We start from the raw sequence: 26,127 nt of genomic DNA, 5'->3' as shown, positions 1-26,127 counted from the left end.
CATGGGACTGCGTGCTGGTAACAGTCGTAAGAAAAAGAGCCCTGAGCGGGAGGTGAAACGTACCCCTCTCGGTGCTGTTCGTCGGTCGCAACTGATTACCACATACGGAGTCGGTTCGCTGGTGGCTTTTGAGGACCAGTCGTTCATTGTGAGTGGACTGGACAGTTGGAAGGTTCCCGATCAGCCGGACCTGTTCGAGTTCCGCCTTGAACAGTGGTTAGGCGTAAACGGTTTCCATCTGCCCCCCGCATCGGACCCCCCGGCCGGGGATGGCGTGCGAATCAGGCGTTTCCCGGATATGTATGCCTGCCCTGGATGCACTCATGGCCCCTCTCCGGACAAGAGCAAGTGTGGCCCATGTTGTGAGGAAAACATTCGTCCCTTCCGGCACTTCAACTCGCCGCGGGGGAAAAGCGAGTGCGCCGCATGCGGAGGTGACCTCACACCGTCAAGGTTCGTTGTCGCCTGCGAGAACGGTCATCTGGATGACTTCCCCTACTGGGCGTGGGTTCACAACAGGACCGCATCGACGGAGCCGTCCACCAGTGGTGGGCATCAGCTGAGCTTGCGGACCACCGGGCGGACGGCGTCGTTGAGTTCCATCATCATCAGCTGCACCTGTGGCAAGCCGCCGGTATCCATGGAAGGTGCCTTCGGCCGGTGGGCCATGAAAGAGATCGGAGTCAGCTGTGCAGGCGCACGGCCATGGCTGGGGCGCGATGCTCGCGAACAGGGGTGCGGTCTGTTCCCCCGAGCGCTTCAGCGCGGTTCCTCGGCCGCATGGTTCCCTGTGGTGAGGTCCGCCCTGTCCATCCCACCTTTCTCGCAGGAACTGCACAAGCAGGTCCGCAAGCACTACGAGATATTGCGTGATGAGAGTGACGAAACGATCATGCGGCTGGCTGGCAAGACGGAACTGAAGGATCGTTACGATCCGGCAGACGTGGTGCAGGCCGTACGAGATTACGAAGCCTATGCGGCAGGCGAGCGGCCGGACCCGTCGACGATCACAGGTTTTGAGGCCTCTGACGTCCTCCGGGTCGAGGAGTACAGACAGCTCATTCGTCCTTCCCGCACTGAGGATTTTGAGAGTGAACGTCCTGTTCCCGATCCACAAGCACCTGTTCCACCAGGGATCGCGGAGACGATGTTGATCAAACGGCTTCGGGAGGTCCGGGTGTTGCAGACCTTCACCCGAGTCGAGGCACCGATGGAGGGCGACCAGAAAGATCGATACGCCGACCTGAGCGTGGGGGAGGTCAAATGGCTGCCGGCGGTCGAGGTGGTTGGCGAGGGGGTCTTCCTGCATCTGGACCAGGACAGACTCAAGGCATGGGAGTCTGCTGAACACCCAGCCGAACAGGCACAACGGGCACAGCAGATTCGAGAGCACCATGACGCCGTGCTGGAACGTCGGGCTGGCAACCGCTTACCGATTCCGAAGTCGAAGGTCACCGCGCGATTCGTACTGATTCATACTCTGGCTCATGCGCTGATCAACGAGTGGAGCCTCGACGCCGGGTACCCAGCATCTTCCCTGCGGGAGCGGTTGTACGTGTCAGGTGACATGGCGGGGATTCTCGTCTACACCGCGACCAGCGACTCGGCGGGCAGTCTTGGCGGACTGGTTGGTCAAGGTGAACCGCGTTACTTCAAGAAGACCCTGGAATCGGCCCTGGAACGCATCTCGTGGTGTTCGGCCGATCCGCTGTGCATGGAGGCGGAGGCGAACGGCGCGGACAGCCTCAACATGGCAGCCTGTCACGCCTGCATGCTGATCCCGGAGACGAGTTGCGAGACGAACAACAGCTTCTTGGATCGGGCCATGCTGATCGGAACACCTGACGGCCGAACCAAAGGATTTTTCCGAAACGAACGTTGAGTGCTTCGATGGTTGTCATGAGCGGGAGATCTGAGACGTGGGCGTCCAGCGACGCGGTTCGGGCAAGTATGCGGGCCAACAAGGGCCGTGACACCAAGCCAGAACTCGCTCTCCGTCGCGCTGCGCACGCGCTCGGGCTGCGCTATCGCGTCTCATACCGTCCGCTCAAGGCGGTTCGTCGGACCGCAGACCTCGTGTTCACCAAGGCAAAGGTCGCGGTCTTCATGGACGGCTGCTTCTGGCACGGCTGCCCGCAACATCACACCGTGGCGGCGACCAACGCAAGCTTTTGGGCGGAGAAGGTTCGACGAACGAAGGAGCGTGACGCGGAGACCGACCGTCTCCTGGAGGAGGCAGGTTGGTCGGTAGTCCGGGTTTGGGAGCACGAGGATCCAGTCGAGGGCGCTGTACGCGTTGCTGAAGCAGTAGCCGCCGGCCGCGAACATCCTGGTTGTTGACACCAAGTGATTTTCAATCACATGGAGTTTGATAAATGACGTAGTTGGCCACCCTGGAAGCGGTATCTGCAGGTCTGGCTGAATCAAGTAGCCCTTGTCTGAAATCTGACAGATGCAAACATGTCATTGCGTGTAAATGACCTCGAATGGTCTGCTACGTTTGCGAGCTTGGCTATCGTCTGCTTTTCATTTCATGATCTTCATGGGAGGTAACGACATCTTTGCCTTTGGCCAGCTCACCCGGGCAAACGGAATCGACCCTCGTGGTTTCACCTACGCCGTGATCGATCTGGAGACGACAGGGCTTAACCCCGCGCGAGGCTCGCGGATCTGCGAGGTAGGCATCGTTCGGATGCGCGGGGACGGCGTAGTCCTCGACGAATACTCCACACTCGTCGATCCCGGGATGCGAATCACCAACGACGAATATCACGGCATCACGAACGCCGACGTCAAAGGCGCCCCGACCTTCGAGCAGATCGCCGGCGACATACTTGCCTACATCGGCGGGGCGATCGTCGTCGGTCACAACCTAGAATTCGAAGACAAGTTCCTCACAGCCGAGTTCGGTCGCCTCGGGGTCAACCTTCCTGCGGTCCCCGGGTTGTGCACGCTGGTGATGTCTCGGATGCACCTCGACCGATACGGCTACCGCCTCGACGAGATTGCCAACCTGGTCACCGGTGAGTGGCCCCGCGCCGCACACTCCGCGCTCGGTGACGCCCGAACACTGGCGTTGACTCTGTCGAAGTTCATCTCTGAGGCACCGCAGCGTCTCGCCTGGGCCGGTGGGCCGCCGGTTCTCCTGCCGCCGTATCCTCGAACCGGATTTATCGCCCCTCGCGCCGCAGGACTACGAAAGGGCACCGATGGCTGGCTGGCCACGCTGACCGCTCGTCTGCCTCTCATGGCGCAGCCACCCATGCCTCGCACGCAGGGGGTAGCCGAGTACCAGGCCATGCTTGGTCACGCGCTCGCCGACGGCCGCATCGTGGGAGAAGAGGCCGGACAGCTTGCGGTGCTCGCGGCACGGGCGGGCCTGACCCAGACAACCGCACGTCAGGTACATGAACACTTCCTCGCCACCGTACGCGCCCGAGCCGAGGCAGACGGGATAGTGACCCCCGTTGAACTCAAGGAACTTCAGCGCGCGGCGAAGGAACTCGCAGCCTCTCACTTGATCAGTGACCTGGAGGAGGTCGCCAGAGCCGACCGGGCGAAGAAGAACGGACCTCTCAAGGGGTGGCGCCTTCTGCCGGTGGGGGATGCCTCCGGCGAGGTTATGGACTTCGCAGTCACCAACGGAGCCACGGCCGCGGTCAACGTGACCAAGACCGTTCGTTTGGTGATCGTTGCCGACGCGGCCGACGATCCGCGTGTGGTGAAGGCGCTGGCCGAGGGAATCCGGGTGGTCACCCCAGAACAGGCGCTGGAGATTCTGCAGGCTGAGATCAGTGCCAAGCACGGAGGGCTGTTCGCCAACTCCGAGGGACAGATGCTGTCGGAGCAGTTGGCAGCCGAACGTGAGCAGCAGGCCCGAGCAGGACGTCCGGAGTGGCATGAGGCTTGGCGTCGACGGGAGCTTAGCCCTGCCGAATACAGGAAGGAGTTCGTCGATCGCTACACCGCGTGGGACAGAACTCCGAGGAACGAGCATGTCGTTCATGTGTCTGTACAGCCACAGCCCTCCCCCCGCGCTCAGCGCGCGAGCGGGACGGCAGCTAAGCAGAGCGGCTGCGCAAGCGTCTTGCTTGTTGTTGGAGGAGTTGGTGCTGTGCTTGCCGAAGTCCTACATCAGATCATCGCCTAAACGAGGTGGCCCCTAGCCAGAGGCTGTGACGAGGGCCGAGCTCGATCGGGACGGCGAGTGGCTGGTCACCCAGCGCGGCCCGCTGCGACTCTGGGACGCCGTCGAGGATGCCCTGCTGGCCTGGTACGACACGGATTGCCCGGACCGGTCCGGGTACGGGCTCACCGTCACGGAGGGCCGTCAGTACATCTGGCTGGGCGCCCCTGGCGGACCGAGCCGGGACCCACTGGCGTAAAGCCCCCGGGGCGCATGCGCTAGTCCGGCCTGGTCTTCGTCCAGCAACCGGTCAGGGCGGTACTGGATGCCGGGCGTCGAGGAGGTCACATGGTCAGTCTTCGCTGGGCAGGCTGATGGTGAATGCCAGGCCGTCGTCGTAGTCGAGGTTCAGCTGCAGGCGGGTCTTCAATGCTTCGAGGTCGGTGCCATCGATGTCATCACGGCTATAGCGGAACAGTGAGAACGTCACAGGCCTGTCATACCGTGCGTCGCCGGCGACGCTGCGGGCCATGGCGAGCACGGCCAACAGGCGGCCGTCCTCATCCTGCGGGATGCCGGTGCGAGCGGTGTCCTCGTCGGTCCACGCCACGGTGTCGGCCCACGCGGCGGCGGTGAACGTGACGGGTAGGAAGCCGATCTCGGCGCGGAGCACCTGGGGGATTTCGATGAGGGTGCCGTCGGCGATGGCGTCGGCGCGGTTTCGGCGGCCGATGAGCCGCGGGTCATCTTGCGCAGGGGTGATGCACTCGATGCGGACGCCGGTCAAGACGACGTTCTGTGCGGCGTCCCGAGCGCGGCCGATGTTCCGGACGATCGTGTATGACGTCCCCCAAGAGCCCTGGACGGTGCTGCGGACAGTCCATCCGGGGCCACGGTGCCGAGTTTCCATGCCGTGGTAAGTGACGGTGCTGCCGGTCGGCGCGTACGCCTCATGGGCGGCAACCGAGACGACGATAGCGCTGCTGAAAGCAGCGCTGAGCAGCTCGCCTTCGGCACACATGCCGTCCTGACCGATGCGGCAGGAGTGGCAGACGCGAATGTGGTAATTCAGGTTGGACTGGGCGGCGTCTGCGGCGGTCCGGGCGGTGATGACTGCGGCGCGCGGGTCGGTTGTCGCGGGCCCCTCTGGGGTGGCCTGGATCTCGTTGTTGGTCACACAGCTCCCCCCTAACATCGTCTGGCTATACAGACGATGTTAGGGGGGAGGTAAGACTTTGTCTGAGGGAACGGGCCAAGAAAAAGGGTCTCGCTCAAAGACGAGGCCCAGCGACTACCTTTTCGGCTTCGGACCCCCGCCTGCCCCCCGCCCTGGCCGGCCTGCATTCCATGCGCGCCACTCCGCTTCCCGCTCCGGTAACCAGCCCTTCACCGCCGACCTACCCTCCTCGATCTCCGCGTCCGGCTTCGGATACGGATGCGTCTCCGCGTACCGGTCCAGCCACTTCGTTACCGTGCCCGGCGACACCTCGAACCACGCGGCGACACCGGCCACACCCACATAGCGGACCACCGCCGACCCCTCACTCCGTTGTCCACCCATGCGGACAAAGTAACCCAAGAGCGGCCCCCATCAACCGCCCCGCTTGGCGCTGGTGGGCGACACACCGGAACGAGGCGCATCTCAGGAGAAAACGCGGGTAGTGAACCAGGTTGCCTGGCTTGATGGGTGGTTCAGGTCGGACGAAGTGCCAGAGAGGCGCTTGTCAGGACCGAGGGTGCCTGCGTATCGGCCTTTGGCCCCGTTCGCCCACGCAATGATGAAGAAGATCCCCCTGCCGTCCACCGAGCCTTGCTCGATCGTCCCGACAGCGCCGGGGTAGGAGGCGGTCCCGAAAAATCTCCCGCTGCTGTCCTGAGTCAGGTTAAGCGTTACTACGAACCCGTTGCTCTGGTGGAGCCGCCATGTGCCACCAGCATGGAATCCAGGCGCCGTGACGGTCACCGTCCGCGGGGCGAAGGGCGTGGCGTCGGCGCCGGCGGCTCGGGACTGGGCGATGCCACCGATGCTCAGAGCGAGAGCGAGGCTGACTGCAGCAGGCTTGCTATTCACGGGTAGTCCATTCGTTTTCCCAGGTCAGGTGTGGAAAGCATCGCAGCTGAACTCGTCTGTAGCGCGCAGTACGCGCCGCACCGGCGGACGGAAGCCCGAGTCGACGAGATGGACCAGCTGTACGAGCGCCTAGTCCAGGATGGGCTGGACAACACCAACCCCCTCTGTGTCCCACTTGACGCTGATACAGAGGGTCCGCGGGGAGACTGCAATGGTCGCTGCCACAACGGTCCGGCTCGCCGCCGATGAGGGCGTGTTGCTGTGTTGCCGGAGAGGGCGTAGGTGACGCCGGTAAGGTGTTCGGGCGACTCACAACACTAGCCCTCGGTGCCGTCACCGGCCGGTGTGCCCCCGCTGACCGGTTCGAGCACGAAGACCGGGATCTGGCGGTCAGTCTTGCGCTGGTAGTCGGCATAGTCCGGGTACGCGTCCACCGCCCGGCGCCACCAGAGAGCCTTCTCGTCCCCGAACACCTCGCGCGCCCGGTAATCCCGGGTCACCGCGCCGTCCTGAAGCTCGATGACCGGCTCGGCGACCAGGCTGGCGTACCACTGCGGGTTGGTCGGCGCGCCCCCCTTGGACGCGACAGCCGCGTAGCGCCCCTCGTGCTCGACACGCATCAGGGGCGTCTTGCGAACCTTGCCGGTCTTGGCGCCCCGGTAGGTCATCAGCACGGTGGGCAGGCCATTGATCGTGACGCCGTCGGTCGTGCCGGTGCGCACGATCTGCTCGACGTGCTCGCGGACCCACCCCGACGCGCTCGGTTCGTAGTCACCAGTCAACGCCATGCCCTGATCAACGTGCCCGGTCCGTCGCGATTCCGTGACTAGACCGTGCCGGCGGCCGTGTGGGTGGCGGGGGCCTCTGGTGTCCACGTTGCTGGTCAAGGTTCTGAGGATGCCGGGTAGTTCTGCCACGGTCTGGGCGGGCAGGCCGGTCACGGTCTCCTCTGCCAGGGCGCACCATAGCTGCTTGACCTGGTCGACTAGAGCTTTACCGCTGTCGGTGAGTTCGACGATGCTGGCGCGCTTGTCGAAGGGGGCGGGCCTGCGGCGGATGTGGCCGCTGGCTTCGAGCTTGCGGGTCATGAGCGTGACGCTGGGCGGCTCGCAGCCGAGCGCCTCGCTGAGCTGGGCCTGGATCGTCGGGCCGGTGCGGGCGAGTTCGAGCAGGAGCGCCTCCTGTCCGGGGTGCAGGCCGAGTGGGGCCAGCAGCGTCGCGGCCCTGGCCCGGTGGCGCAGGCTCAACAGGCGGATGGCCTGGTTGAGGGCGTCGGCGTGCTCGAAGTCCATGGGCTCTCCTTGACAGATTAGTTATGCGAATAATATTTATTCGCATAACTAATCCTATCCGACATCGAGGAGCCGGACATGACCGTGAAGGTCGCCGTCATCTACTACAGCGCGACAGGCACTGTGCACGCACTCGCGCAGGCCGTCGCCGAGGGCGCCGCCTCGGCCGGGGCCGGAGTGCGGCTGCGGCGGGTCGCCGAGCTGGCGCCCGACAGCGCGATTGACCAGAACCCGCTGTGGCGGCGGCACGCCGATGCCACCAGTTCGATCGCCCAGGCCTCGGTTGAGGACCTGGCGTGGGCCGATGCGTTCGCGTTCGGGACGCCGACGCGGTTCGGCGCGCCGGCCGCGCAGCTCAAGCAGTTCATCGACCAGGCCGGCGGGCTGTGGCACGAAGGCGGACTGGCCGACAAACCGGTGACGGCCTTCACCTCGGCGTTCAACCGGCACGGCGGCAGCGAGGCCACGATCTTGTCGCTGGGCAATGTCTTCTACCACTGGGGGGCGCTGATCGTCCCGCCTGGATTCACCGATCCGGTCGTGTACGCAGCCGGCGGCAACCCCTACGGCACGTCGTTTGTGACCGGCCCGACCGGAGACGGCCCAGACGCCGCGGCGCTGGAAGCGGCCAGGTACCAGGGACGGCGGTTGGCCCAGATCACGACCCGGCTGCTGGGGGGTGGCCGCGTCACCGATGCCGCCGCGGATGACGGGAACGCCCGCGAAACCATGGCCGCAACAGCCTCCCACACCGCGTGAGCGGCGGGTTGGCAAGGAGGAAGTCATGACAAGCACCAGCACCGCATCTCAGCGGGCCAGGCCGCACGCCGGCCCCGCCTGGTTGGTCCTGTCGCTGGCGTGTGCCTGCCAGTTCATGGTCATCCTGGACGCGTCCATCATTAACGTCGCCCTGCCCTCGGTCCGTGAGGACCTCGGCTTTACACCCACCGGCCTGGCCTGGGTGGTGAACGGCTACCTGCTTACCTTCGCCGGCTTCATGCTGCTGGGTGGCCGCGCCGCTGACCTGTTCGGCCCGCGCCGGATGCTGGTCGCCGGGCTGCTGTTGTTCTCCGCGTCGAGTCTGGTCGGCGGCCTGGCAACCGCTCCGGAGGTCCTGGTGGCGGCCCGCGTCGCGCAGGGCATCGGAGCCGCCATGATGGCCCCGGCGACGCTGGCCGTGATCAACACCTCCTTCACCGAGCCGCACGCGCGTGCCAAGGCGTTCGGCGCATGGTCTGCCTCGGGCGGTGTGGGCGGGATGGTCGGCGCGGTCGCGGGCGGTGCCATCACCACCGGCCTGTCGTGGCGGTGGGTCTTCCTCATCAACGTGCCGATCGGCGCGGTGCTGATCGTAGTGGCCGTGATGTCGCTGGCCGGCATGCGAACCGGCCAACGGGAATCGCTCGACCTTACTGGCGCGGTCACGGGGACGGCGGGGCTGGCCGCGCTGATCTACGGGGTCATGCAGAGCGCCGATCATGGCTGGTCGTCCGGGCTGGTCGTCGGGCCAGCCGTGGCGGGCCTGCTCCTGCTCGTCGTCTTCACCGCGGTGGAGGCGCGTTTCGCCACCCAGCCGATGGTGCCCCTGCGACTGTTCAAGATCCGGGGTGTGGCCGTCGGCAACGGCATGCTGCTGCTGTTCGGCGGAATTGCCATCGCGATGTGGTACTTCACGTCGCTCTTCCTGCAGAACGTACTCGGCTTCAGTGCGCTTCAAGCCGGGCTCGGGCAGACACCCGCGGCGGTGATGTTCATGGTGATCGCGCGATGGGCCGCCGCCCTGCTGCCGCGAACCGGTGTGCGCCCCCTGGTGCTGGCCGGTAGCGCCTGTTTCCTGGCCGGTTTCGGCTGGCTCTCCCTGGCCCACGCCGACAGCGGCTACGTCACCAGCGTGCTCGGGCCTACGCTGCTCATCGCGGTCGGCATCGGGCTGACCTTCCCCACCCTCATGGCCGCGGCGACCGCCGACGGTCCCGAGGGCGACGTGGGGATCATCGGCGGCCTGGCCAACACCGCCAGTCAGGTAGGCGGGTCGATCGGCCTGGCGGTGCTCGCGACGGCCGCCGGCACCAGAGCCGCGTCGGAGGCCGGCGGGAGTTCCCCGGTTGACGCCCTCGCCGCCGGCTACGACCTGGTCTTCCTTATGGCGGCCGGGCTCGGCCTGGCCATCGCGGTGGTCAGCTTGTTGCTGCCGCGGCACAGGCGCGGCTGAGCGTCGGCGCCGGCACCGCCGGCGGGCGGTTCCTGGAAGACGACGTCTACTTCATGACCGCCCGCCCTCATGGCCCGCCTCCGATGTCTCCTCCCCTTCTCGGGATCGGCGACGGCAGGAGCAGCCGGGTGGATCCGCGTGTCCTGGACGATTCGGCCGGGCTGTTCGCAAGGCAGCTGGCCGCGTCGTCGGCGGTGAAACTGGGGGGGCGGTGCGGAGGTCGCCCTGGCCGAGGAGGCCGGACGCGTCCAAGCAGGCGGACATCGGCTGGCACGCCTTCCTGGCGTACACCCGTGACAACCAGGACTTCTGTACGAGGGTCGCCGGCCGGTTCATTCACCCCTCGGGAACGCTTTCTCGGTTCGGCGATCGCCGAGGTCACTGGGTACCGCGACCGGTGGAAGGTGATCCACCGCGAGGAGGTGGGCGAAGACGAGTGGCTGGAGTTGGCGTACCGCGACAGGACCTGGGTGACGCAGCTCGACGGCGACCTGGTCGAGAATGCGCGGGGTACCGTCTCTGGAACGCCCACCTCGTCCTCGATGTCGCCCGGTCTGGTCGTATGGATGCTGGAGATCGCGCGGATCTCCGAGGGGGACAGGGTGTTGGAGGTCGGCACCGGGACCGGCTACTCCACCGCGCTGCTCTGTCACCGGCTCGGTTCCGAGGCGGTGGCCTCGGTCGAGTGCGACCCGGTGGTGGCAGGCCGGGCCCGCGGCGCGCTCACCGGCGCCGGGTATGCGCCTGCGCTCGTGGTCGGTGACGGTCTGGGGCACTACGAGCGGAACGCCGGGTACGACAGGTTGATCGCATCCTGCTCGGTGCGCCACATCCCGATTCCGTGGGTGTGGCAGCTCCGTGACGGCGGCACGATCACTACGCCGATGTCCGGGTGGATGTGCGGTGACGCGTTCGTGCACCTCACGCTCGGCGCCGGTAGCACGGCGAGCGGGCGGTTCCTGGCGGAGGACATCCACTTCATGACCACTCGCTCTCATGGTCCGCCGCCGATGGCCCCGCCGTACCTCACGGGGGGAGAGGTACGGGAGAGCCGGGTGGATCCGTGGACGCTGCCGCAAAACGAGGTGTCCGCCGGCTTCCCGACCATCGACTGAGACCCAGAGCACGCGGACATGGCACTGGCCCGCCCCGGGGGAAACGGGAACGGGCCGGTGAGAACCAGCGATCGGCTACCTCACCTCTCGGCTTCCTGGGCCATGCGCTCCAGCTCGTCTGCCACCCGGAGGTGAGCGTCTTTCTTGGCGCCACTCGCGGTGGCCGCAGCGGTCCGGGACTCCTCGGCCCGGCGCCTGAGCTCCTCAGGGTTCTTCTTCGCGCTGCTTTTCACAGGGGTCTCCTGTCTCGTGCCGGGGCGGGATCTCGCGCCGGATCGGTGCAGGTGGGAGGCTCTACGCGCGTGCGGGGCCGGTTGGGATGGTCCCGCACGCGCTCACTTCTTCTTGCCGCCGAAGCTGCGGCCGATGCCGCCGTGATGGTCGCCGTTGACGATCACGGCGCCGTCCCCGCTCACGACCGTGGTGTTGACGTAGAGGGTCCCGGCGCCGAGATGGACGGGGCCGGTGTTCCCGCTGATGACGAATCCGACGTCGCCGCACACCTCGTCCTCGCTGGTGCCGACGACTCGCCCGCTGATGATGTTCATGCTGGGTGTCCTTACGACGCCTCCTGATCGGCCAAGTCGCCGTCTTCTGACGCCCGCTCTCAGTGGGACAGGGCGGTGAGGCGGTTGCTGAAGCGGGCGAGCATCCCGCTCTGGGACGTCTCGGAGAACATCCGGCCGATGAGCGGGGGGATTCGCCAGTTGGCGGGGCTGTGCCTGGCCAGCCTGGACACCAGGTTGACGTGCGGGTAGCGGGCCCGCTCGTAGGCGCGTAGCCGTTGCGCCGGGTCGCCGCCCTTGGCGAGCTCGCGCCCGAGCACCCACACGTCCTCCAGGGTCTGGTTGGCGCCCTGGCCGAGGGTGGGCGGCATGAGGTGGGCGGCGTCGCCGAGCAGGGTGACGCGGCCCTTGCCCCACTCCCGGCGCACCTTCTGCCAGTGGTGGCCGAAGAAGTCGAGGTCGTCCTCGGACGCCTGGGCGAGCAACTCGGGGACGGGGGACGCCCAGTGGCCGAAGCGGCGCCTCAGCTCGGCCAGGGGCGCGGCGGGGCGCGGCTCGCCGGGGGACCAGCGCACGTCGAACCACCACTGGAGGTTGCCGTCCCCGGCGGGGATGATCCCGCACGCACCCTCCCTTCCGGTGATCATGAGGTGGAGGTGGGTGCGGGTGAGGTCGATGTCGATCCGGCTCAGGGCCTGCCAGGTGCCGAAGGCGGCCGTCCGGATGGGGACGTCACCCCACAGCTCGCGCCGGACGACCGAGTGGTGGCCGTCGGCTCCGATGAGCAGGTCCCCTGTGATCGTCGAGCCGTCGTCGAAGGTCGCCATGACCCGGTCACCGTCCTGAGTCACTTTCCGGCAGCCCATGCTGTAGCTGATCAGGTCGCCGGGCAGCCCCTCGGACAGCCGCTCCAGCAGGAAGCGGCGGGAGATCGACTTGTTCGGGAAACCGTAGAGCGTGGCCGCGTGGGCCATGTCCGAGCTGAGCCGTAGCCGGCCGTCCGCCGTCAGCGCGTCGATCCGGTCGAACCGGCCGCCGACGCCGTCGAGGCTGACACCGAGATCGTGCAGCACGGCGGCGCCGTTGCTGAAGATGCTCAGTCCCGCGCCGCCCGTCCGCATGGTCGGCGCCTGCTCATAGATGCGCACCCGGTGCCCGGCGGCCAGCAGGCTCCGCGCGACGGCCAGGCCGCCCACGCCGGCGCCGATGACAAGAACGTCCATTTTATCTCCGAATCGAAGTAACTTCGATTTAAAGATACATCGATATGAAGTACATTGGGTCGAGTGACCGACAAGCACCCAGAAGAGGACGTCTTCCGCGAGTTCCTGATCGCGGTCATGCTGCACATCGAGGCGATCGCCGACCGGCTCGGCGTGCACCATGTGGACGTGGCCGCCCTCATCCTGCTGGAGATGCGCGGCCCGCTCCCGGTGGGGGTCATCTCCGAGGAGCTGGGGTTGCCGTCCGCCTCCGCGACCCGGCTCATCGACCGCCTGGAGAAGGCCGGCTATGTTCGGCGGGTGCGCGGCGAGCGCGACCGGCGCATGGTCACCGTGGAGCTGATAGAGGACGGCATGGCCGAATACCACGCCACCCGCATCACCTCCGAGCGGCACCTGGGAGAGATCCGCGGGCACTACACGCCGGAGCAGGTGCCGTTGATGCTGGGCATCCTCACCGGCGTCGCCCGGGCCTACCGCTCGGCGACCAGGGAACTGCGCGAGCACGGGGTCAAGGAACAAGGCCCCCCACTCGGGTCCGCGCGACCAGCCCCAAAGTAACTGTCCGTAATCACGACCATGGTCTGTGCTGCAAAGGGCTGTCGATGTTGGACGCCGAGCGGCTGACGGGGCTGCCCTGGCAGTGCGACGATGAATGAGGAAGCCCAGTACCCCCCCGGACGTCTGAAGGGCGGCACCGTGAGCAAGGGCAGCCGGCTGAGGGCACGCGAGAGGCCGTCCGCCGAGGAGCCGGCCAGGCCCTCAGCGGTGTGAGAGATCAAGACACGTCACGGGGCGATCCGCTGCAGGGTCCCCCCCTTCGCGCCGGTGAAGACAAGGCTCCGCACGTCGGCTCCAGTGGGATACTCGACGGCCCAAAGTCTGAGCCCTGGACTGACGCTCCGTGTGAGGGTGCCTGGAACCTTCCGCCCGTCCCTGGTGACAGCCGTCACTCCGTGTACGTCGTCCTTGGCCACACCAAACCAGACGTGCACGCCGCGAAGCTTGCCCTGCCTGCGGGCGAACTCCTTGGCGGCGAGGGGCGGAAATGAGGAGCAGGAGCTACCGTTCGGTCCGCTCTCGCAAAGGAAAAGCTCGTTCTTGCGGGGCGCGTCGCTCACCCACATCAGTAGCGGCGGTACGGAGGCGACCTTTCCCTTGGGGGGATACTTCTTCTTCAATTCCGCGAATCCCTTGTAGGTGGGTTGTGGCGTGGCCGTGACGGAGGGCGTGGCGGAGGGTGTGGCGGGCACGGCGACAGCGACGCCGTCCTGCCGCGGCCACGGGTGAACCGTTCCGACCGCGAGGACGGCCGCGACCGCCACCGCGGCCGTGGTCCCGGCGACGGCAGCACGATGACGTCTGCGCACGGCACGTCCTGCTGCCATGGCCTGGTTCACGTCAACCGCGGTAGGCGGCTGCTCGTGCGTCGCCAGCGAGTCGAACATCTGCTTGACATCCATCAGCGGTCCTCCATACGTGCGAGACGGGACTTCGGCGCGCCGAGCATCGAGCGCAGGGTGGCGAGGCCACGGGCGGTCTGGCTCTTGACGGTTCCGGTGGAGCAGTCGAGCGCGTGGGCGGTCTGCTCCACGCTCAGGTCGCAGTGAAAGCGGAGTACGAGGGTGGCGCGCTGGCGCGGCGGGACGGCGGCGAGGGCTCGGTTGACGTCCATGGCCATGTCCCGGTCGCCGGTTTCGAACGGCTGGTGGGATATCGCGGATGTCAGCCGTACCCGGGAAAACCAGCCCCCTCGCTGTTCGGCGAGGAAGACTCGGATCAGCATCACCCGTACGTAGGCGTCGAGGTCATCGGCGGCTCGCGCCTGGCGCCATTTGACGTAGAGCCGCGTTATCGCCGTCTGCACCAGGTCATCGGCGCGGTGCCAGTCCTGGCACAGCGGGTAAGCAATCTTCCGCAACCAGGACAGCCGGCCACTCACGTAGGCGGTGTACTCCTCGTCAAGGTTCATGGGTCTCCCAGATCGATGGCTTCACACCCCAGGAGATGCTTCCGGCCCGGGCGCCGGTTGCATGGGACGGGCGGGCTCAGCCGTGATGGGCTGGAGGGTTGACACCCTTCTCCACTACGACCTGCATTCCGGCAACTTCCGGATCGATGACGGCAGGCCGTACGTCATCGACTGGGCGTTCGCGGCGCGCGGCGCCGCGTGGGTGGACGCCGTCATGCTCGCCCCCCGTCTCGTCGAGGCGGGCCATATCCCGGAGCAGACCGAGGCGCTTTTGGCCCGGGTACCGGCCTGGCGGTCCGCACCCGCGAACGCGGTCACCGGCTTGGCCGCGCTGTGGACGCTGTTCCGCCTGTACAAGGCGCGGTTCGGCCCGGTGGAAGGGCGCGATTTCCGTGCGCGAGCCGCCGAGGCCGGGCGAGCATGGGTGCGGTATCGCTCCTGCTGACCTGCTCCTGGAGGACCTGACGTGACCGTGCATGAGGCTGTAGGGCTTCGCTCTGCTCTCGCCGATCAGCTCACCTGTGGCCCGGCCTGGCGGGAGGCGGTTGAGGCCGTACCTCGGGAACACTTTCTCGGTTCGGCGATCGCCAGGGCCACCGAGTACGGCGATCGGTGGGAGGTGGCGCGCCGCGAGGAGATGACCGGGGACGAATGGCTGAAGCTGGTCTACCGCGACGAGACGTGGGTGACGCAGGTCGACGGCGTGATGGTCGGGGAGGCGCGCGGTCTCGTCTGCGGGGCGCCCACGTCGTCGTCGACGATGCCCGGCCTGGTCGTGCGGATGCTGGAGGCCGCGAGGATCTCCGGTGGTGAGAAGGTGCTGGAGATCGGGACCGGAACCGGCTACTCCACGGCGCTGATGTGTCATCGGCTCGGCGACAAGGCCGTGACCTCGATCGAGTACGACCAGGTCGTGGCCGGGCGGGCTCGCGACGCGCTCGCCGCCGCCGGGTACGCGCCCACGCTCGTGGTCGGCGACGGCCTCGCGGGTTACGAGGGGAACGCCGAGTACGACCGGCTGATCGCCACCTGTTCGGTCCGCTACATCCCGATTCCCTGGATGTGGCAGGTCCGCGACGGAGGCACGATCACCGCCCCTCTTTCCGGGTGGATGGGCGGGGTCGCGTTCGCGCACCTCACCGTTGCCGACGACGGCACCGCCAGTGGGAGGTTCCTGGAGGACGACGTCTACTTCATGACCGCCCGCCCCCACGGCCCGCCTCCGATGTCCTCCCCCCTTCTCGGGATCGGGAACGGCAGAGGAAGCCGGGTGGATCCGCGTGTCCTGGACGATCCGGCCGGGCTGTTCGTGGGGCAGCTGGCCGCGCCGTCGGCGGTGAAACTGGGTGGCGGTGCGGAGGTCGCCCTGCTGGACGTGGCCACCGGCTCGCAGGCCACCACCCGGCCCGACCCGGCGGGTGGGTGGACGGTCCGCCAGCACGGTCCGCTGCGGCTGTGGGACGCGGTCGAGGACGCCGTCCTGGTCTGGCAGGACGCGGGATCTCCGCACCAGTCGGCGTATGGGCTCACCGTGAGCGGGGAGCGTCAGCGTGTCTGGCTGGGCGACCCCGGCGGGCCGAGCTGGGACCTGCCCGTCTGAGTTTCCCGGCCGCCGGTGCGGCCCCTCATGTCGGACCGGGCCTGCGGTGGAGCAGCGAGGTGGAGGGGTGGATCGTGCTGCTGCACGAGTACGTCGACGGCCGGGACGCCGATCTGTCGCCCGGTTCGCCGGATGTGCCGCTGGTGCTGGACACCCTGGTCGTCCTGAACGAGGCGCTCACCCCGTGCCCCGGCGAGGTTCCGGAGGTCGCGGTGAACATCGCGGGACTGCAGGCCAAGGCCGCGAGCCTGCTCGCCGGGGAGCTGCCGTACCGGGCCATGCTGGAGCAGGTCCGGAGGCGGTTCGGCCGGTGCTCCTACCCGGGATCACGGTGCTGACCCGGCTGGTGGAGGAGTCAGCTTGATGCTTACCGTGCTGTGCCGAAGACGAGCCGGACCAGCGAGCGGGCGATGATCTCCGGATCGTCGTGGGCGCTTTCGGGGAGAGCCCCGCTCATCCACAGGGCGGCGAAGCCGTGGGCGAGCGACCAGGCGGCGATCGTGGTCAACCGGTCTTGTTCCGGGTCCGGCGAGATCGTGCTGGCGCCGGTGACGAGCACATGGGCGGCGCGCTCACGTGCGGATTTCACGCTGGGGTCATTGGTGCGGTAGAGCTCGGGGCGGAACATCACCTCGAAGTAGGGCCGGTGGTCGATGGCGAAGCGGATGTAGGCGACGCCGGCCTCCAAAATGTCGTCGGCCGCTCGCTCCAGTACGTCGGCGAACACCTCGAAACCTTCAGCGGCTACGGCGGTCAGCAGTCCCGTCTTGTCGCCGAAGTGGTGAGCGGGGGCGGCGTGTGAGACCCCTGCGCGGCGGGCCAGTTCGCGCAGGCTCCATCCGGCCGGCCCGGATTCGTCGATGGCCTCAAGGGCGGCGTCGATGATGGCGCGCCGCAGATTGCCGTGGTGGTAGGTCGGCTGGTTGATCTGCCTCACCTCCGCACTTCAGTGATCTCCCGGTAACGGACTCACTTTATCTTGACATTGACAAGATGACGAACCTCCGCCAATCTTGCCGATGACAAGATCGGCGGATCGAGCCACTGCTGCCGGAAGGCGGGCGGTAACGCAACCACCGGCAAGTGATCAGCGATCAAGTGTTCGGATAACAGCACATCTAAAGAAGGTGAGTTCTATGATCGTGATCGTTCTCGTCGCGGCCACGCTGGGCTTCCGCCTGTTGGGCATGCTGCTCGGTCTGGCCCGCTTCACCACTTGGCGGGTGAGCGCCGCGCATGGCTTGGCTGTCATGCTCGTGATCACGGCCAGCGCTCACTTCGTCCCGCCAGACGTGACCTTCATGCCGAACCACGCCGACATGGTGGCCATGGTCCCCTCGTTCGTCCCGTTCCCCGTCCTCGTGGTCTACCTGACCGGCATCCTGGAGCTGGCCGGGGCGGTGGGCCTCGTACTTCCGGCCACCCGGCGGGCGGCCGGGATCTGCCTGGCCCTGCTGTTCGTGCTCATGCTCCCGGCCAACATCCACGCCGCGCTGGCCAGGGTGTCCTTTGCAGGAGAGGCGGCGACGCCGCTGTGGCAACGCATCCCCGAGCAGGTTCTCTACATCGGCGTAGCGCTCTGGGCGGCGGGAGTCATGGGGGGACTTTCAGGCCGTACGACCTCCGCGAGCAGCGCGTCCACCGGGCTTTAATCGGTGATGACGGCGTCTCGCGGGCCTCCGTAGACGGGGTTCTTGTCGTAGCGCTTTTCGGTGACGAGCAGGCGGATCCCCCCCTTGACGTTCTCCTCTGCCTCCCAGACGATCCAGTCGTCGCCGACGGGCTCTTCCTGTGTGCGCTCCTCGCTGAAACCTCCGGGGTTCCCCGGTGGGATGGCCATGATCAGGAAGATGACCTTCCTGCCACGCTTCTTGAGCTCCGGCAGGACCTCGCCGACGGTCTTCTCATCCACGCGGAATCCATCGAGCGAGCGCCCTTTGAGGGTCGCAACATGGAATTCCGCCTTGATCTCTTTCGGTGTGGGCGCGGGAACAGGTTCGCAGGGCGCCACCGGCCCCTCCATGAGATAGGTGCTGGTGCTGCTGCCTTCCCCGCGCTCAGGGGCGCTGATGGTCCAGACGAAGGTCTGGCCCGGCCTGAACAGCTTGGTGTCGATCCGCATCTGCCAGCCGTGCTTTTCGCCGGGGATGTTCTCCGGCAGGCTGTACAGGCCCTGGGGGATGTCCATCACGTGCTTGCCGCGCGGTTCGCGGCATCGCTGTCCCCAGGGAACGTAGTCGACGATGGCGGGAACATCGAGGTCCTTCAGCCGCTTCTCCAGCCCCGAAGCGTCACGGAAGTCGCGGACCTGGATGGTCACCATCCCGTTGGCGGCCTTGGTGACGGCCCAGGAGCTCGATCCCCCGGAACCGTTCTCCAGCAGGCTCGGGCCCACCACCGCACCTGCGGCGAGCACGACCGCGGCCGCCAGCCCCAGGGCAAGCCGTCGGGGAGCATATCTGCGGGTCTTCGTCACCGTGCCCGGCTCTTCCGAGGTGATCGCGGCCAGCAGCGCCCGCGCCCCCGCGCCGGACGGGCTGCCTCCTTGCTTGCCGGGCTCGACCCTGGCCAGCGGCTTCATCGCGTCGATCTCGTCGATGTTCTTCACAGCGGCCTTTCCGCCGGGACCAACCGGCTCTCTGACGTGAAGCGGACACCCGCCTCGGCGAGCGCGCGGGAAAAGCGCCTGCGGGCGCGGTGCAGTCTGATGCGTACGGCATTGCGCGACACCCCGAGTGCCGTTGCGATCTCCTCGCGGTCCAGGCCCTCCCAGGCGACCAGCGACAGCACCTCACGGTCATCGTCGGACAAGGTACGGAAGACCTGGCCGATCGCTTTGATCTCGACCCCGCTGTCCGGGGAATCTCCATACAGGTCGGCCATCTCGGCATCGAGCGCGACATTGCGTGCCCGCCGGCGGCTGTCACCTCGGTAGTGGTTGGCCAGCACCTTGCGCGCTACGCCGTACAGCCAGAGCGTGGCCTCCTCTCCCTCCGGCAGCTCGTCCACCCGCCGCCAGGCAGTGGTGAAGGTCTCCGCCACAACGTCCGCCGCGTCCTGTGGCGAATCACAGCGGCGCGCGGCATAGGCCGTGATCTGGCCATAGGCCTGGTTGTAGACAGCCTCGAATCTGACCAGCCGCTCGTCATCCACGGGCGGTCCCATGGCACCTCTCCTCATCAACTCACTTAACGGACAACCCTGCCTATGTGCGCGGATGACGCATCATTTCCAGTCACCACGAAAAAGTTGTCCCGTCTCACCTGGCCTTGCTCGACGCGAGGGGCGTGAACAGGTCAGATGCGATCTGACCGGGAGAGGCGAGGGGACAGTCCTGGTCGGTGTTGTCGTTGAGATGTGAAGCGAGGGCTCTGCCTCACCCGGTGTTGTCAGCCAGTCGCGTTTCGGAGATCCCGCCTAACCGCGGCGGATGTCGACTCCGGCACCCACGCGGCGCCGGACCGCCGGATCCGGCTGTCCGGGCATGCTTCAATGACCAGTCATGATCCCAAGGAAGCTAATGGCGGCCGCCTTGGCGGTCATGACGGTTCCTCTCCTCGGAGGACAGGCTCAGGCCCGGACGTCGTCCTCCGCGATCTCGGTGATGAGCTGGAACGTCTGCGTCAAGGCCAAGCTCGGCTGACCCCGGTGTCCCGAGAAGGACGGGACGTGGCCACCGGTGGACGGTCCGCCGCTGCGGCGCCGCCTTCGGTGAGGGGGTGGGCATGGATGGTGTGATTGATGCGCGTGCGTGTCAGCACAGCCTGACACGCACGCGCCTGTCAACCCAGCTTTTTCAGCCTGACAGCCTGATTGAGGAAGACGATGCCGTCGATCATGTCGAGCTGGGCCGGGTCCAGCGGGAAATAGGCGAAATCGTGGGAGGTACGCGGGGCGGGCTCCGTGATGGCCTCGGCCAGGCGGCGGGCGTCGATGAGAGAGTGGTCCCACGGGAGCGTGGACAGGAGGCCCTCGACGGTGTCCGGGGACGGAATGTCGTCGCCGACCGTGCCGAGGGCCGAGGCCAGAAAGGCGTACCGGTCGCCCAGGTGCGTTTCGGCGATCGCCCCCGCGCTCCACCACTCCAGCGTCTGGTCGCCGAACGGCATGAGGCTCTTGTTCCGCTGCAGGTGAAGGTTGCTGGCGAAAACCAGGGCCGGGCCTTGCTCGGCGACGGCACGCAGGTTGGCGGCCATCATCGCGGCCCGCAGGGCCGACAGCCGGGTCCACCGTCCCGGGGAGGCGTCGGCCAGCCAGTAGTGGTAGCGGAGCAGGCCGACGGCGGTGCGCCCGTACAGTGCCGCCCTCTCTCTGTCCTCCGCGCTCAGCCGCGGCGCCTGCGTGTCGAGCAGCGCCACCAGGTCGTCGGCGAGCAGCCGCAGCCGCTGGGCCTCGGCGGACTGGCCGATCGACTGGGACGGATCCATGGCCGTGGCCTCGTTCGACCACCGGTCGTCCGGGCCGAGCAGCGTGTCGAGGGTTTCCATCGTGCACGGGAGCGGGCCGTCGAGGAGGGCGTAGAGGGCGGTGAGCGCCTGGCGCGGGCTCGCCGCCCAATACTCCAGAGGGCCGTCGAAGCCGTAGAACCGGAGCTTTTCGTCATGCTCCTCGTTGTACGCGCGCATCCAGCGCACGAGCTCGCGGTTGGCCGGTGACGCGCCGAAGCCGTGGCTGAAACCGCGTTCCATGACGTCATCGAGCGTGCCCGCGCCCGTCGTGATGTGGTCGTCCACCATGAGGCCCATGAGACAGTCGCTCTCGATGGCGAACGACCGGTAGCCCTCGTGCTCGACCAGATGCCGGAAGATCTCGTTGCGCAACTCGCCCAGCTCCCCCACGAAGTGCCTGGCCTCGCCCAGGCCGAGCAGCAGGGGCTTGGCGGGAAGCGACCGGAGGAACGCCGAGACGCCCGTGCCATCGAGCGGCCGGGCCGTGCCCTTGATATCCATACCTTCAACGGTATCGTTGAACACTCGGTGTAAACTTTGCTACGAAAATCCCCGCTCTCATCGCGACGGACCTTCAATCGGTGATGCATTCATGAGGCCAGTGGACCTGGCGCGCGAGCACGGCCTGTCCACCCAGGCGATCAGGAACTACGAGGACGCCGGCATCCTGCCCGCCGCCGAACGCACCCTGCACGGCTATCGCACCTATACGTCGCTGCACGCGCAAGCCCTGCGCGCGTTCCTCGCCCTTGTGCCCGGGCACGGTCACCAGACGGCCACGTCGATCATGCAGGCGGTCAACCGGGGTGCCACCGAGGACGCGCTGCGGCTCATCGACGAGAGCCACGACCAACTCCTCGACGACCGCCGCACCCTCCAGACCGTCGGAGCCGCGCTCCGCGATCTGGCGCCCGTGCCGCAGGAGCGCGGCGACACGTTCATCGGCCCTCTGGCCAGCAGGCTCGGCATCCGCCCTGCCACCCTGCGCAAATGGGAGAACGCCGGGCTGGTCCGGCCGCGCCGCGATCCGCAGACGGGCTACCGGATCTACAGCGCGGCCGACGTACGGGACGTCCGGCTGGCCCACCAGCTCCGGCGGGGCGGCTACCTGCTGGAGCAGATCGCCCCGCTGATCGCTCAGGTCCACTCCGCCGGAGGCGTCGCCCCGCTGGAGTCGACCCTGCGCGACTGGCAGGCCCGCCTGTCCGCCCGGGGCCGCGCCATGCTCAAGGGCGCCGCCGACCTGGACGCGTACCTCGGCGCCCGCGAACCCTGAGGCCGAGTCAGAGAGTGTCAGTGCGCTGGCGTTCGGCTCGTCGTGCCTGATGCTCCTTAACGGCACCCCAAGAGGGCCGCGACTGCGCCGCGCGGCGTCGCTGACCTTGCTCCGGATCCGTCCCGTCCTCTTGCCAATACATCCCAGAATCCGGCTATCATCGCTATATGGCGATTGATGGCGAGGCGGGTCGCTGTGTGAACGCCGACATCGCCGCAGGCATCCCGCCGGCGGCGGCGCTGTTTCACTCCCTGGCCGATGAGACCCGGCTGAAGATCGTGCAGCGTCTGGCGCGCGGCGAGGCCCGCGTGGTCGACCTCGTGGGCGAGCTCGGGCTCGCCCAGTCCACCGTGTCCAAGCACCTGGCCTGCCTGCGCGACTGCGATCTAGTCGACTACCGTGCCGAGGGCCGCCAGTCGTTCTACGCGCTGACCCGGCCCGAGTTGATGGATCTGCTGGGCGCGGCCGAGCAGCTGCTGGCCGCCACCGGCCACGCGGTCACGCTCTGCCCCGTCTTCGGCATCGAGCCTGGCGACACGGAGCCGCCGGCTGACGAAGAACCGGTCGCATGACCGTGCTGAACCTGCCCGATCTCGGGCCGGCACCGGCCCGGCGCGCCGTCCTGCAGAGCCGGATCCGGCTGCTGGTCGCCGCGACCATCACCTACAACGTGATCGAAGCCATCGTCGCGATCACCGCCGGTACCATCGCCTCCTCGGCCGCCCTCATCGGCTTCGGCCTCGACTCGGTCGTCGAGGTCGCCTCAGCCGCCGCGGTGGCCTGGCAGTTCTCGGCCGCCGACCACGAGAAGCGGGAACGGGCCGCGCTGCGCATCATCGCGATCTCCTTCTTCGCGCTGGCCGCCTACGTCACCGTGGACGCCGCAGCTACCCTGCTCGGCGCCGGCGAAGCCACCCACTCCACCCCCGGCCTGATCCTGGCCGCGCTCTCGCTGATGATCATGCCGTTCCTGTCAGCCGCGCAACGGCGCGCCGGTCGCGAGCTCGGCTCCGCCTCCGTGGTCGCCGACTCCAAGCAGACACTGCTGTGCACCTACCTGTCAGCCGTCGTGCTGGCCGGGCTGGCGCTCAACAGCGCCTTCGGCTGGTCGTGGGCCGATCCGATCGCCGCCCTGGTCATCGCCGCCGTCGCGGTCACCGAAGGCCGCCAAGCCTGGCGCGGCGATGCCTGCTGCGCCGTCCCCGCTGCCACACCCACCAGTCCCGGCCCCGGCACCGCCGCCGACGTCGCCATCAACAGCGGCGGATGCTCGGATGGCTGCTGCTCGTCTGCTCAGCAGGAGACGTGATGATCGGCCGCCCAATGCCTGACCGCGCGGGCCGCCTACCACGGCGAAATGCGCGCCGCCCGCGCCGCCGGAAGATCTCATGCGTGAGCACGGGGTACTCAAGCGCATCCTGCTGATCTACCGCGAGGACACCGCCGTCTTCCCCGTCTTCCGTGATGTCGTGCCGGCCAAGGAGTTCCTCGAACTGGGCGAGATCTTCGAAGACGAGGAACACCGCCGCTTCGGCTCAAGCGGCTTCACCGGCATCGTCGGCCAGGTCGCCGACATCGAAAAGACCCTCGGCATCTACGACCTGTCCCAGTTCACCCCGCGGATGTGAATCCCTCCGCCCGTCGCCTGGACGACATCACCCCACACTCCCAGCAGGGCCATCGGCATGACACCGCCTGTTCCTGCCCTCACCTGGTGAGGCGGTGATGAGCGGGAAGAAGAACACCATGGCTGCTACGGGTGTCAACCATCCGGTCTTCGCCCGCTTTTATGCCCGCATCAGCCGAATCGTGGAAGAGCGGGGGCTGGCCGGGCTCACGTCCTAGGCATCGATGCATCTGCCTGAAGACCTCGGTAGCGTCCGGCTATGGCCGCTGATGAGGGGGAAACCCCAGCACCGCCAGAGAAGACCGATGACGGTCACCGTCCTTCATCTCGGCCATGGTCGGTTCTCCGGCGGTATCCCGACTTCCGCCGGCTCTTCGTCGGCAATTCCACATCGCTGCTCGGATCGAGCGTCACCATGGTGGCACTGCCGTTGACAGCCGTTGTCTACCTGAACGCCTCACCCGCCCAGATGGGACTTCTCGGTGCGGCGGCGTTGCTTCCGCACCTCGTTCTGGGGCTGCCCGCCGGAGTGTGGGTGGACCGCATGCCCTACCGGCGAATACTCGTTCTGGCAGACCTGGCGCAGACCCTGCTGCTGGGCTCGGTCCCGGTCGCGGCCGTGCTCGGACTGCTGCAGATCTGGCATCTGTACGCCGTGATGGTTCTCGCCGGCATCTGCAGCCTCTTCGAGACCGTGACCGCTCAGTCATTCACCCCCGTCCTGGTGCCACGTGAGCAGTTGTTGCCGGCCAACAGCGCGCTCATGCTGAGCAACGCGACCGTCACCACGACCGGCTCAGCGTTGGGCGGCGTGCTGGTTTCGCTGCTCACCGCACCGATCGCCATCGCCGTCGACGCCGTCTCCTTCCTGCTCGCCGGACTGTGCAAGGCGCGCATCCGCACCCCCGGACCGGCCGTCGTCTCCACCGAACGACATCAGCGTCACCTGTGGGCCGACATCCTCGACGGAGTGCGCGCGGTCTTCGCCCATCGGATCATTCGCGCCACGACGCTGGCGGCCACCCTCGGCGCGCTCGGCGGACAGATCCAGAACGTCGTCCTGGTGCTCTATCTGGTCAAAGATCTCAACCTGTCTCCGGCTTTGATCGGCGTGGTCATCGCGATCGGCGGCGTGGCGGGGATCCTCGGCGCTCTGGTCGTGGCCCAGATCAGCCAACGTATCGGCCCGGGCCGATCCTTCATCACGGGGATGTTCCTCGCGGCCATCGCCGGCCTGGTACTCGCAGCCGCAGGCAGCCCTCTGTCGCTCACGCTCGCCATTCTGGCCGTGGCGCAGGTGCTGCGGGGAACCGGGCCATCGCTCTACAGCGTCAACCAGCAGACTCTCCGACAGGCTTTGATCACCCCCGCCTTACTCTCTCGGGCCAACGCCACCTGGAGATTCCTCGTCTACGGAACGCAGCCCCTCGGCGCGCTTCTCGGTGGGTTGCTCGGATCGGTGCTCAGCCTCCGAGCCACCCTCGTCATCGGCAGCGGCGTGATGCTTCTCGGCACCGCGATCGCCTATGCCTCACCCCTGCGCTCATTGCGAGAGTTACCTGCTCAAGCGCGCGGCAACGAATCGACACCGTCCGAAGTGACAACATGACCGGGACCCACTGACACTCTCATGTCGCTTGGCAAACCGACCGGCCGCGAGGCCGCGTCGTCCGGCGGCGTCAAGATATCTGTGCGGGCATGTAGAGATCCGGTCCGCGGCTCCGACTCTCTACTGAGCGGGTCCCATCCGGGGGCCGCCGGAACAGGAGCGAAGCGACATGACAAAGGTGACGGCACAGATGTCGGTGTCACTCGACGGTTACTACGCCGGCCCGCGACACAGTGGCGAGGCGGGGGACTGGATGGAGTCGGCGGAGGCCGCGGGCTTCTTCCGGGTCACCCGGTGGGTGATCGGCGCCATGGCCTGGCGCGAACGGCAGGGCTTCGCGGGCGGCGAACAGGACGTCAACTCCGACGTCATCGCCGAGTCGTTCGAGGCCGCCGGGGCCTACGTCATGGGGCGACGCATGGCAGACGGAGGCGAGGTTCCCTGGGGTGACGAGCCGCCGTTTCGCGCGCCGGTGTTCGTCGTGACCCACCGCCCCCGCGAGACCGTGGTGCGTCAGGGCGGGACGAGCTTCACCTACGTGACCGACGGTATCGCCAGCGCCGTGGAACAGGCACGCGCCGCCGCGGGGGGTAAGAATGTGGCGGTCGCCGGAGGGGGCAGCGTGCTACGCCAGGTGCTCCAGGCCGGCCTGCTGGACGAGCTGGAACTGCATATCGTCCCGGCCGTACTCGGCACGGGGATGCGCCTGCTCGACGCCGACCTCGACCTCGCCGAGAAGGAGGCGATCGAGCTCACGCCCACCAGAGTGATCCACACCCCTGAGGTCACGCACATCCGCTACGCCGTCAATGGACGGGCCGCCCTCGTCCTCGACGACCGTGGTAGCGGCAGCGGAGCGGACGCCCCGTAGCCCCGCTGTTGTACATGCCCGCAGGATGGGCGCACCCTCTTGGAGGCCACTTGTGCCCGGACGCACTCCCTGATCAGCAGGCGAGAACGGGACTGGAGGCGGCCGCGAGGGACCGGCGAGGGCGGTTCGGCTCGCTCGCCCTCGCTCGGGGCGCCGCCGCCCGGTCGGTCGTGCTTCTC

Annotated in this window: 29 protein-coding genes; 17 read left to right on the top strand and 12 right to left on the bottom strand. The window is 67.3% G+C overall.

Features of this window, described 5'->3' with window-relative positions; all coding sequences use genetic code 11:
• The first annotated feature begins 1 nt into the window (after nucleotide 1).
• The 4 genes from drmB (at nucleotide 2) to ACIN94_RS14080 (ending at nucleotide 4,385) form a co-directional block, all read left to right on the top strand.
• Nucleotides 2-1,882 (top strand): DrmB family protein, encoded by a 1,881-nt coding sequence (gene drmB, locus ACIN94_RS14095; protein WP_400704693.1) that lies wholly within the window; start codon nucleotides 2-4, stop codon nucleotides 1,880-1,882.
• Between the two features lie 17 nt (nucleotides 1,883-1,899).
• Entirely contained in the window at nucleotides 1,900-2,340 is a 441-nt protein-coding gene (locus ACIN94_RS14090; protein WP_400705088.1) for a very short patch repair endonuclease, read from the top strand.
• A gap of 193 nt (nucleotides 2,341-2,533) precedes the next feature.
• Entirely contained in the window at nucleotides 2,534-4,150 is a 1,617-nt protein-coding gene (locus ACIN94_RS14085; protein ID WP_400704690.1) for a PolC-type DNA polymerase III, read from the top strand.
• 25 nt (nucleotides 4,151-4,175) lie between these two features.
• Nucleotides 4,176-4,385 (top strand): hypothetical protein, encoded by a 210-nt coding sequence (locus ACIN94_RS14080; protein WP_400704687.1) that lies wholly within the window; start codon nucleotides 4,176-4,178, stop codon nucleotides 4,383-4,385.
• Nucleotides 4,386-4,478: 93 nt separating this feature from the next.
• On the opposite strand, the gene ACIN94_RS14075 is transcribed toward ACIN94_RS14080, so the two are convergent.
• Together ACIN94_RS14075 and ACIN94_RS14070 are read right to left on the bottom strand one after the other, a co-directional pair.
• The gene (locus ACIN94_RS14075; RefSeq protein ID WP_400704684.1) at nucleotides 4,479-5,303 is read right to left on the bottom strand and encodes a hypothetical protein; all 825 of its coding nucleotides are present in this window, start codon (nucleotides 5,301-5,303) and stop codon (nucleotides 4,479-4,481) included.
• A gap of 1,211 nt (nucleotides 5,304-6,514) precedes the next feature.
• A complete protein-coding gene (locus tag ACIN94_RS14070; protein ID WP_400704681.1) occupies nucleotides 6,515-7,489 on the bottom strand; it encodes a nitroreductase/quinone reductase family protein in 975 nt (324 codons plus the stop codon).
• 78 nt (nucleotides 7,490-7,567) lie between these two features.
• Here ACIN94_RS14070 and wrbA point away from each other — a divergent pair, with 78 nt between their 5' ends.
• The 3 genes from wrbA (at nucleotide 7,568) to ACIN94_RS14055 (ending at nucleotide 10,816) form a co-directional block, all read left to right on the top strand.
• On the top strand, nucleotides 7,568-8,248 hold the full coding sequence (gene wrbA / locus ACIN94_RS14065) for an NAD(P)H:quinone oxidoreductase (protein WP_400704678.1): 681 nt from the start codon (nucleotides 7,568-7,570) through the stop codon (nucleotides 8,246-8,248).
• Between the two features lie 25 nt (nucleotides 8,249-8,273).
• Nucleotides 8,274-9,701, top strand: coding sequence for an MFS transporter (locus ACIN94_RS14060; RefSeq protein WP_400704675.1), 1,428 nt, complete (start codon nucleotides 8,274-8,276; stop codon nucleotides 9,699-9,701).
• Between the two features lie 422 nt (nucleotides 9,702-10,123).
• A complete protein-coding gene (locus ACIN94_RS14055) occupies nucleotides 10,124-10,816 on the top strand; it encodes a hypothetical protein (RefSeq protein ID WP_400704672.1) in 693 nt (230 codons plus the stop codon).
• Nucleotides 10,817-10,896: 80 nt separating this feature from the next.
• On the opposite strand, the gene ACIN94_RS14050 is transcribed toward ACIN94_RS14055, so the two are convergent.
• From ACIN94_RS14050 to ACIN94_RS14040, 3 genes are all read right to left on the bottom strand, one after another.
• The gene (locus ACIN94_RS14050) at nucleotides 10,897-11,049 is read right to left on the bottom strand and encodes a hypothetical protein (protein ID WP_400704669.1); all 153 of its coding nucleotides are present in this window, start codon (nucleotides 11,047-11,049) and stop codon (nucleotides 10,897-10,899) included.
• A 102-nt stretch (nucleotides 11,050-11,151) separates the two neighbouring features.
• Nucleotides 11,152-11,364, bottom strand: a complete 213-nt coding sequence (locus ACIN94_RS14045; protein ID WP_400704666.1) for a hypothetical protein — start codon at nucleotides 11,362-11,364, stop codon at nucleotides 11,152-11,154.
• A gap of 59 nt (nucleotides 11,365-11,423) precedes the next feature.
• Complete coding sequence (locus ACIN94_RS14040) at nucleotides 11,424-12,545, bottom strand: FAD-dependent oxidoreductase (protein WP_400704664.1); 1,122 nt, start codon at nucleotides 12,543-12,545, stop codon at nucleotides 11,424-11,426.
• Between the two features lie 63 nt (nucleotides 12,546-12,608).
• Between ACIN94_RS14040 and ACIN94_RS14035 the strand changes: the two genes are divergently transcribed.
• Nucleotides 12,609-13,106 carry a MarR family winged helix-turn-helix transcriptional regulator gene (locus ACIN94_RS14035; RefSeq protein WP_400704661.1) on the top strand — a complete coding sequence of 166 codons (498 nt, stop codon included), beginning with the start codon at nucleotides 12,609-12,611 and terminating at the stop codon, nucleotides 13,104-13,106.
• Nucleotides 13,107-13,333: 227 nt separating this feature from the next.
• On the opposite strand, the gene ACIN94_RS14030 is transcribed toward ACIN94_RS14035, so the two are convergent.
• Both ACIN94_RS14030 and ACIN94_RS14025 read right to left on the bottom strand, forming a co-directional pair.
• Nucleotides 13,334-14,008 carry a hypothetical protein gene (locus tag ACIN94_RS14030; RefSeq protein ID WP_400704658.1) on the bottom strand — a complete coding sequence of 225 codons (675 nt, stop codon included), beginning with the start codon at nucleotides 14,006-14,008 and terminating at the stop codon, nucleotides 13,334-13,336.
• On the bottom strand, nucleotides 14,008-14,517 hold the full coding sequence (locus ACIN94_RS14025) for a SigE family RNA polymerase sigma factor (protein WP_400704655.1): 510 nt from the start codon (nucleotides 14,515-14,517) through the stop codon (nucleotides 14,008-14,010). Before ACIN94_RS14025 ends, ACIN94_RS14030 begins: the two co-directional genes overlap by 1 nt.
• An 85-nt stretch (nucleotides 14,518-14,602) precedes the next feature.
• Between ACIN94_RS14025 and ACIN94_RS14020 the strand changes: the two genes are divergently transcribed.
• From ACIN94_RS14020 to ACIN94_RS14010, 3 genes are read left to right on the top strand one after another with little or no spacing between them, the layout of a single operon-like run.
• Nucleotides 14,603-14,962, top strand: coding sequence for a phosphotransferase family protein (locus ACIN94_RS14020; protein WP_400704652.1), 360 nt, complete (start codon nucleotides 14,603-14,605; stop codon nucleotides 14,960-14,962).
• A gap of 21 nt (nucleotides 14,963-14,983) precedes the next feature.
• Nucleotides 14,984-16,117 (top strand): ATP-grasp peptide maturase system methyltransferase, encoded by a 1,134-nt coding sequence (tgmC, locus tag ACIN94_RS14015; protein WP_400704649.1) that lies wholly within the window; start codon nucleotides 14,984-14,986, stop codon nucleotides 16,115-16,117.
• A gap of 59 nt (nucleotides 16,118-16,176) precedes the next feature.
• Nucleotides 16,177-16,455, top strand: coding sequence for a hypothetical protein (locus ACIN94_RS14010; protein ID WP_400704646.1), 279 nt, complete (start codon nucleotides 16,177-16,179; stop codon nucleotides 16,453-16,455).
• Between the two features lie 29 nt (nucleotides 16,456-16,484).
• Here the strand turns inward: ACIN94_RS14010 and ACIN94_RS14005 are convergent, their stop codons facing one another.
• The 5 genes from ACIN94_RS14005 to ACIN94_RS13985 all read right to left on the bottom strand — a co-directional run bounded on the left by ACIN94_RS14005 (nucleotide 16,485) and on the right by ACIN94_RS13985 (nucleotide 21,066).
• Nucleotides 16,485-17,054, bottom strand: coding sequence for a TetR/AcrR family transcriptional regulator (locus tag ACIN94_RS14005; protein ID WP_400704643.1), 570 nt, complete (start codon nucleotides 17,052-17,054; stop codon nucleotides 16,485-16,487).
• A gap of 429 nt (nucleotides 17,055-17,483) precedes the next feature.
• Nucleotides 17,484-17,663: a hypothetical protein gene (locus ACIN94_RS14000; RefSeq protein WP_400704640.1), complete on the bottom strand. Its 180-nt coding sequence runs from the start codon at nucleotides 17,661-17,663 to the stop codon at nucleotides 17,484-17,486.
• 102 nt (nucleotides 17,664-17,765) lie between these two features.
• Nucleotides 17,766-18,725 (bottom strand): hypothetical protein, encoded by a 960-nt coding sequence (locus ACIN94_RS13995; protein WP_400704638.1) that lies wholly within the window; start codon nucleotides 18,723-18,725, stop codon nucleotides 17,766-17,768.
• Entirely contained in the window at nucleotides 18,722-19,282 is a 561-nt protein-coding gene (locus ACIN94_RS13990) for an RNA polymerase sigma factor (protein ID WP_400704635.1), read from the bottom strand. The genes ACIN94_RS13995 and ACIN94_RS13990 overlap by 4 nt, the downstream gene beginning before the upstream one ends.
• Nucleotides 19,283-19,899: 617 nt before the next feature.
• Nucleotides 19,900-21,066: an erythromycin esterase family protein gene (locus ACIN94_RS13985; RefSeq protein ID WP_400704632.1), complete on the bottom strand. Its 1,167-nt coding sequence runs from the start codon at nucleotides 21,064-21,066 to the stop codon at nucleotides 19,900-19,902.
• Nucleotides 21,067-21,157: 91 nt separating this feature from the next.
• Between ACIN94_RS13985 and ACIN94_RS13980 the strand changes: the two genes are divergently transcribed.
• The 6 genes from ACIN94_RS13980 (at nucleotide 21,158) to ACIN94_RS13955 (ending at nucleotide 25,948) form a co-directional block, all read left to right on the top strand.
• A complete protein-coding gene (locus ACIN94_RS13980; protein WP_400704629.1) occupies nucleotides 21,158-21,841 on the top strand; it encodes a TioE family transcriptional regulator in 684 nt (227 codons plus the stop codon).
• Between the two features lie 167 nt (nucleotides 21,842-22,008).
• A complete protein-coding gene (locus tag ACIN94_RS13975; protein WP_400704626.1) occupies nucleotides 22,009-22,413 on the top strand; it encodes an ArsR/SmtB family transcription factor in 405 nt (134 codons plus the stop codon).
• The gene (locus tag ACIN94_RS13970; protein WP_400704623.1) at nucleotides 22,410-23,150 is read left to right on the top strand and encodes a cation transporter; all 741 of its coding nucleotides are present in this window, start codon (nucleotides 22,410-22,412) and stop codon (nucleotides 23,148-23,150) included. The genes ACIN94_RS13975 and ACIN94_RS13970 overlap by 4 nt, the downstream gene beginning before the upstream one ends.
• 79 nt (nucleotides 23,151-23,229) lie before the next feature.
• Nucleotides 23,230-23,469 carry a hypothetical protein gene (locus ACIN94_RS13965; RefSeq protein ID WP_400704620.1) on the top strand — a complete coding sequence of 80 codons (240 nt, stop codon included), beginning with the start codon at nucleotides 23,230-23,232 and terminating at the stop codon, nucleotides 23,467-23,469.
• A 258-nt stretch (nucleotides 23,470-23,727) separates the two neighbouring features.
• Nucleotides 23,728-25,077: an MFS transporter gene (locus tag ACIN94_RS13960; protein ID WP_400704617.1), complete on the top strand. Its 1,350-nt coding sequence runs from the start codon at nucleotides 23,728-23,730 to the stop codon at nucleotides 25,075-25,077.
• A gap of 169 nt (nucleotides 25,078-25,246) precedes the next feature.
• Entirely contained in the window at nucleotides 25,247-25,948 is a 702-nt protein-coding gene (locus ACIN94_RS13955) for a dihydrofolate reductase family protein (RefSeq protein WP_400704614.1), read from the top strand.
• Nucleotides 25,949-26,127: the final 179 nt, after the last annotated feature.

Source organism: Streptosporangium sp. NPDC087985 (assembly GCF_044741965.1).
In the GTDB taxonomy this organism is placed as follows: domain Bacteria; phylum Actinomycetota; class Actinomycetes; order Streptosporangiales; family Streptosporangiaceae; genus Streptosporangium.
Note: the sequence above shows the minus strand (reverse complement) of the source record. Positions and strands in the feature narration are given on the sequence as shown.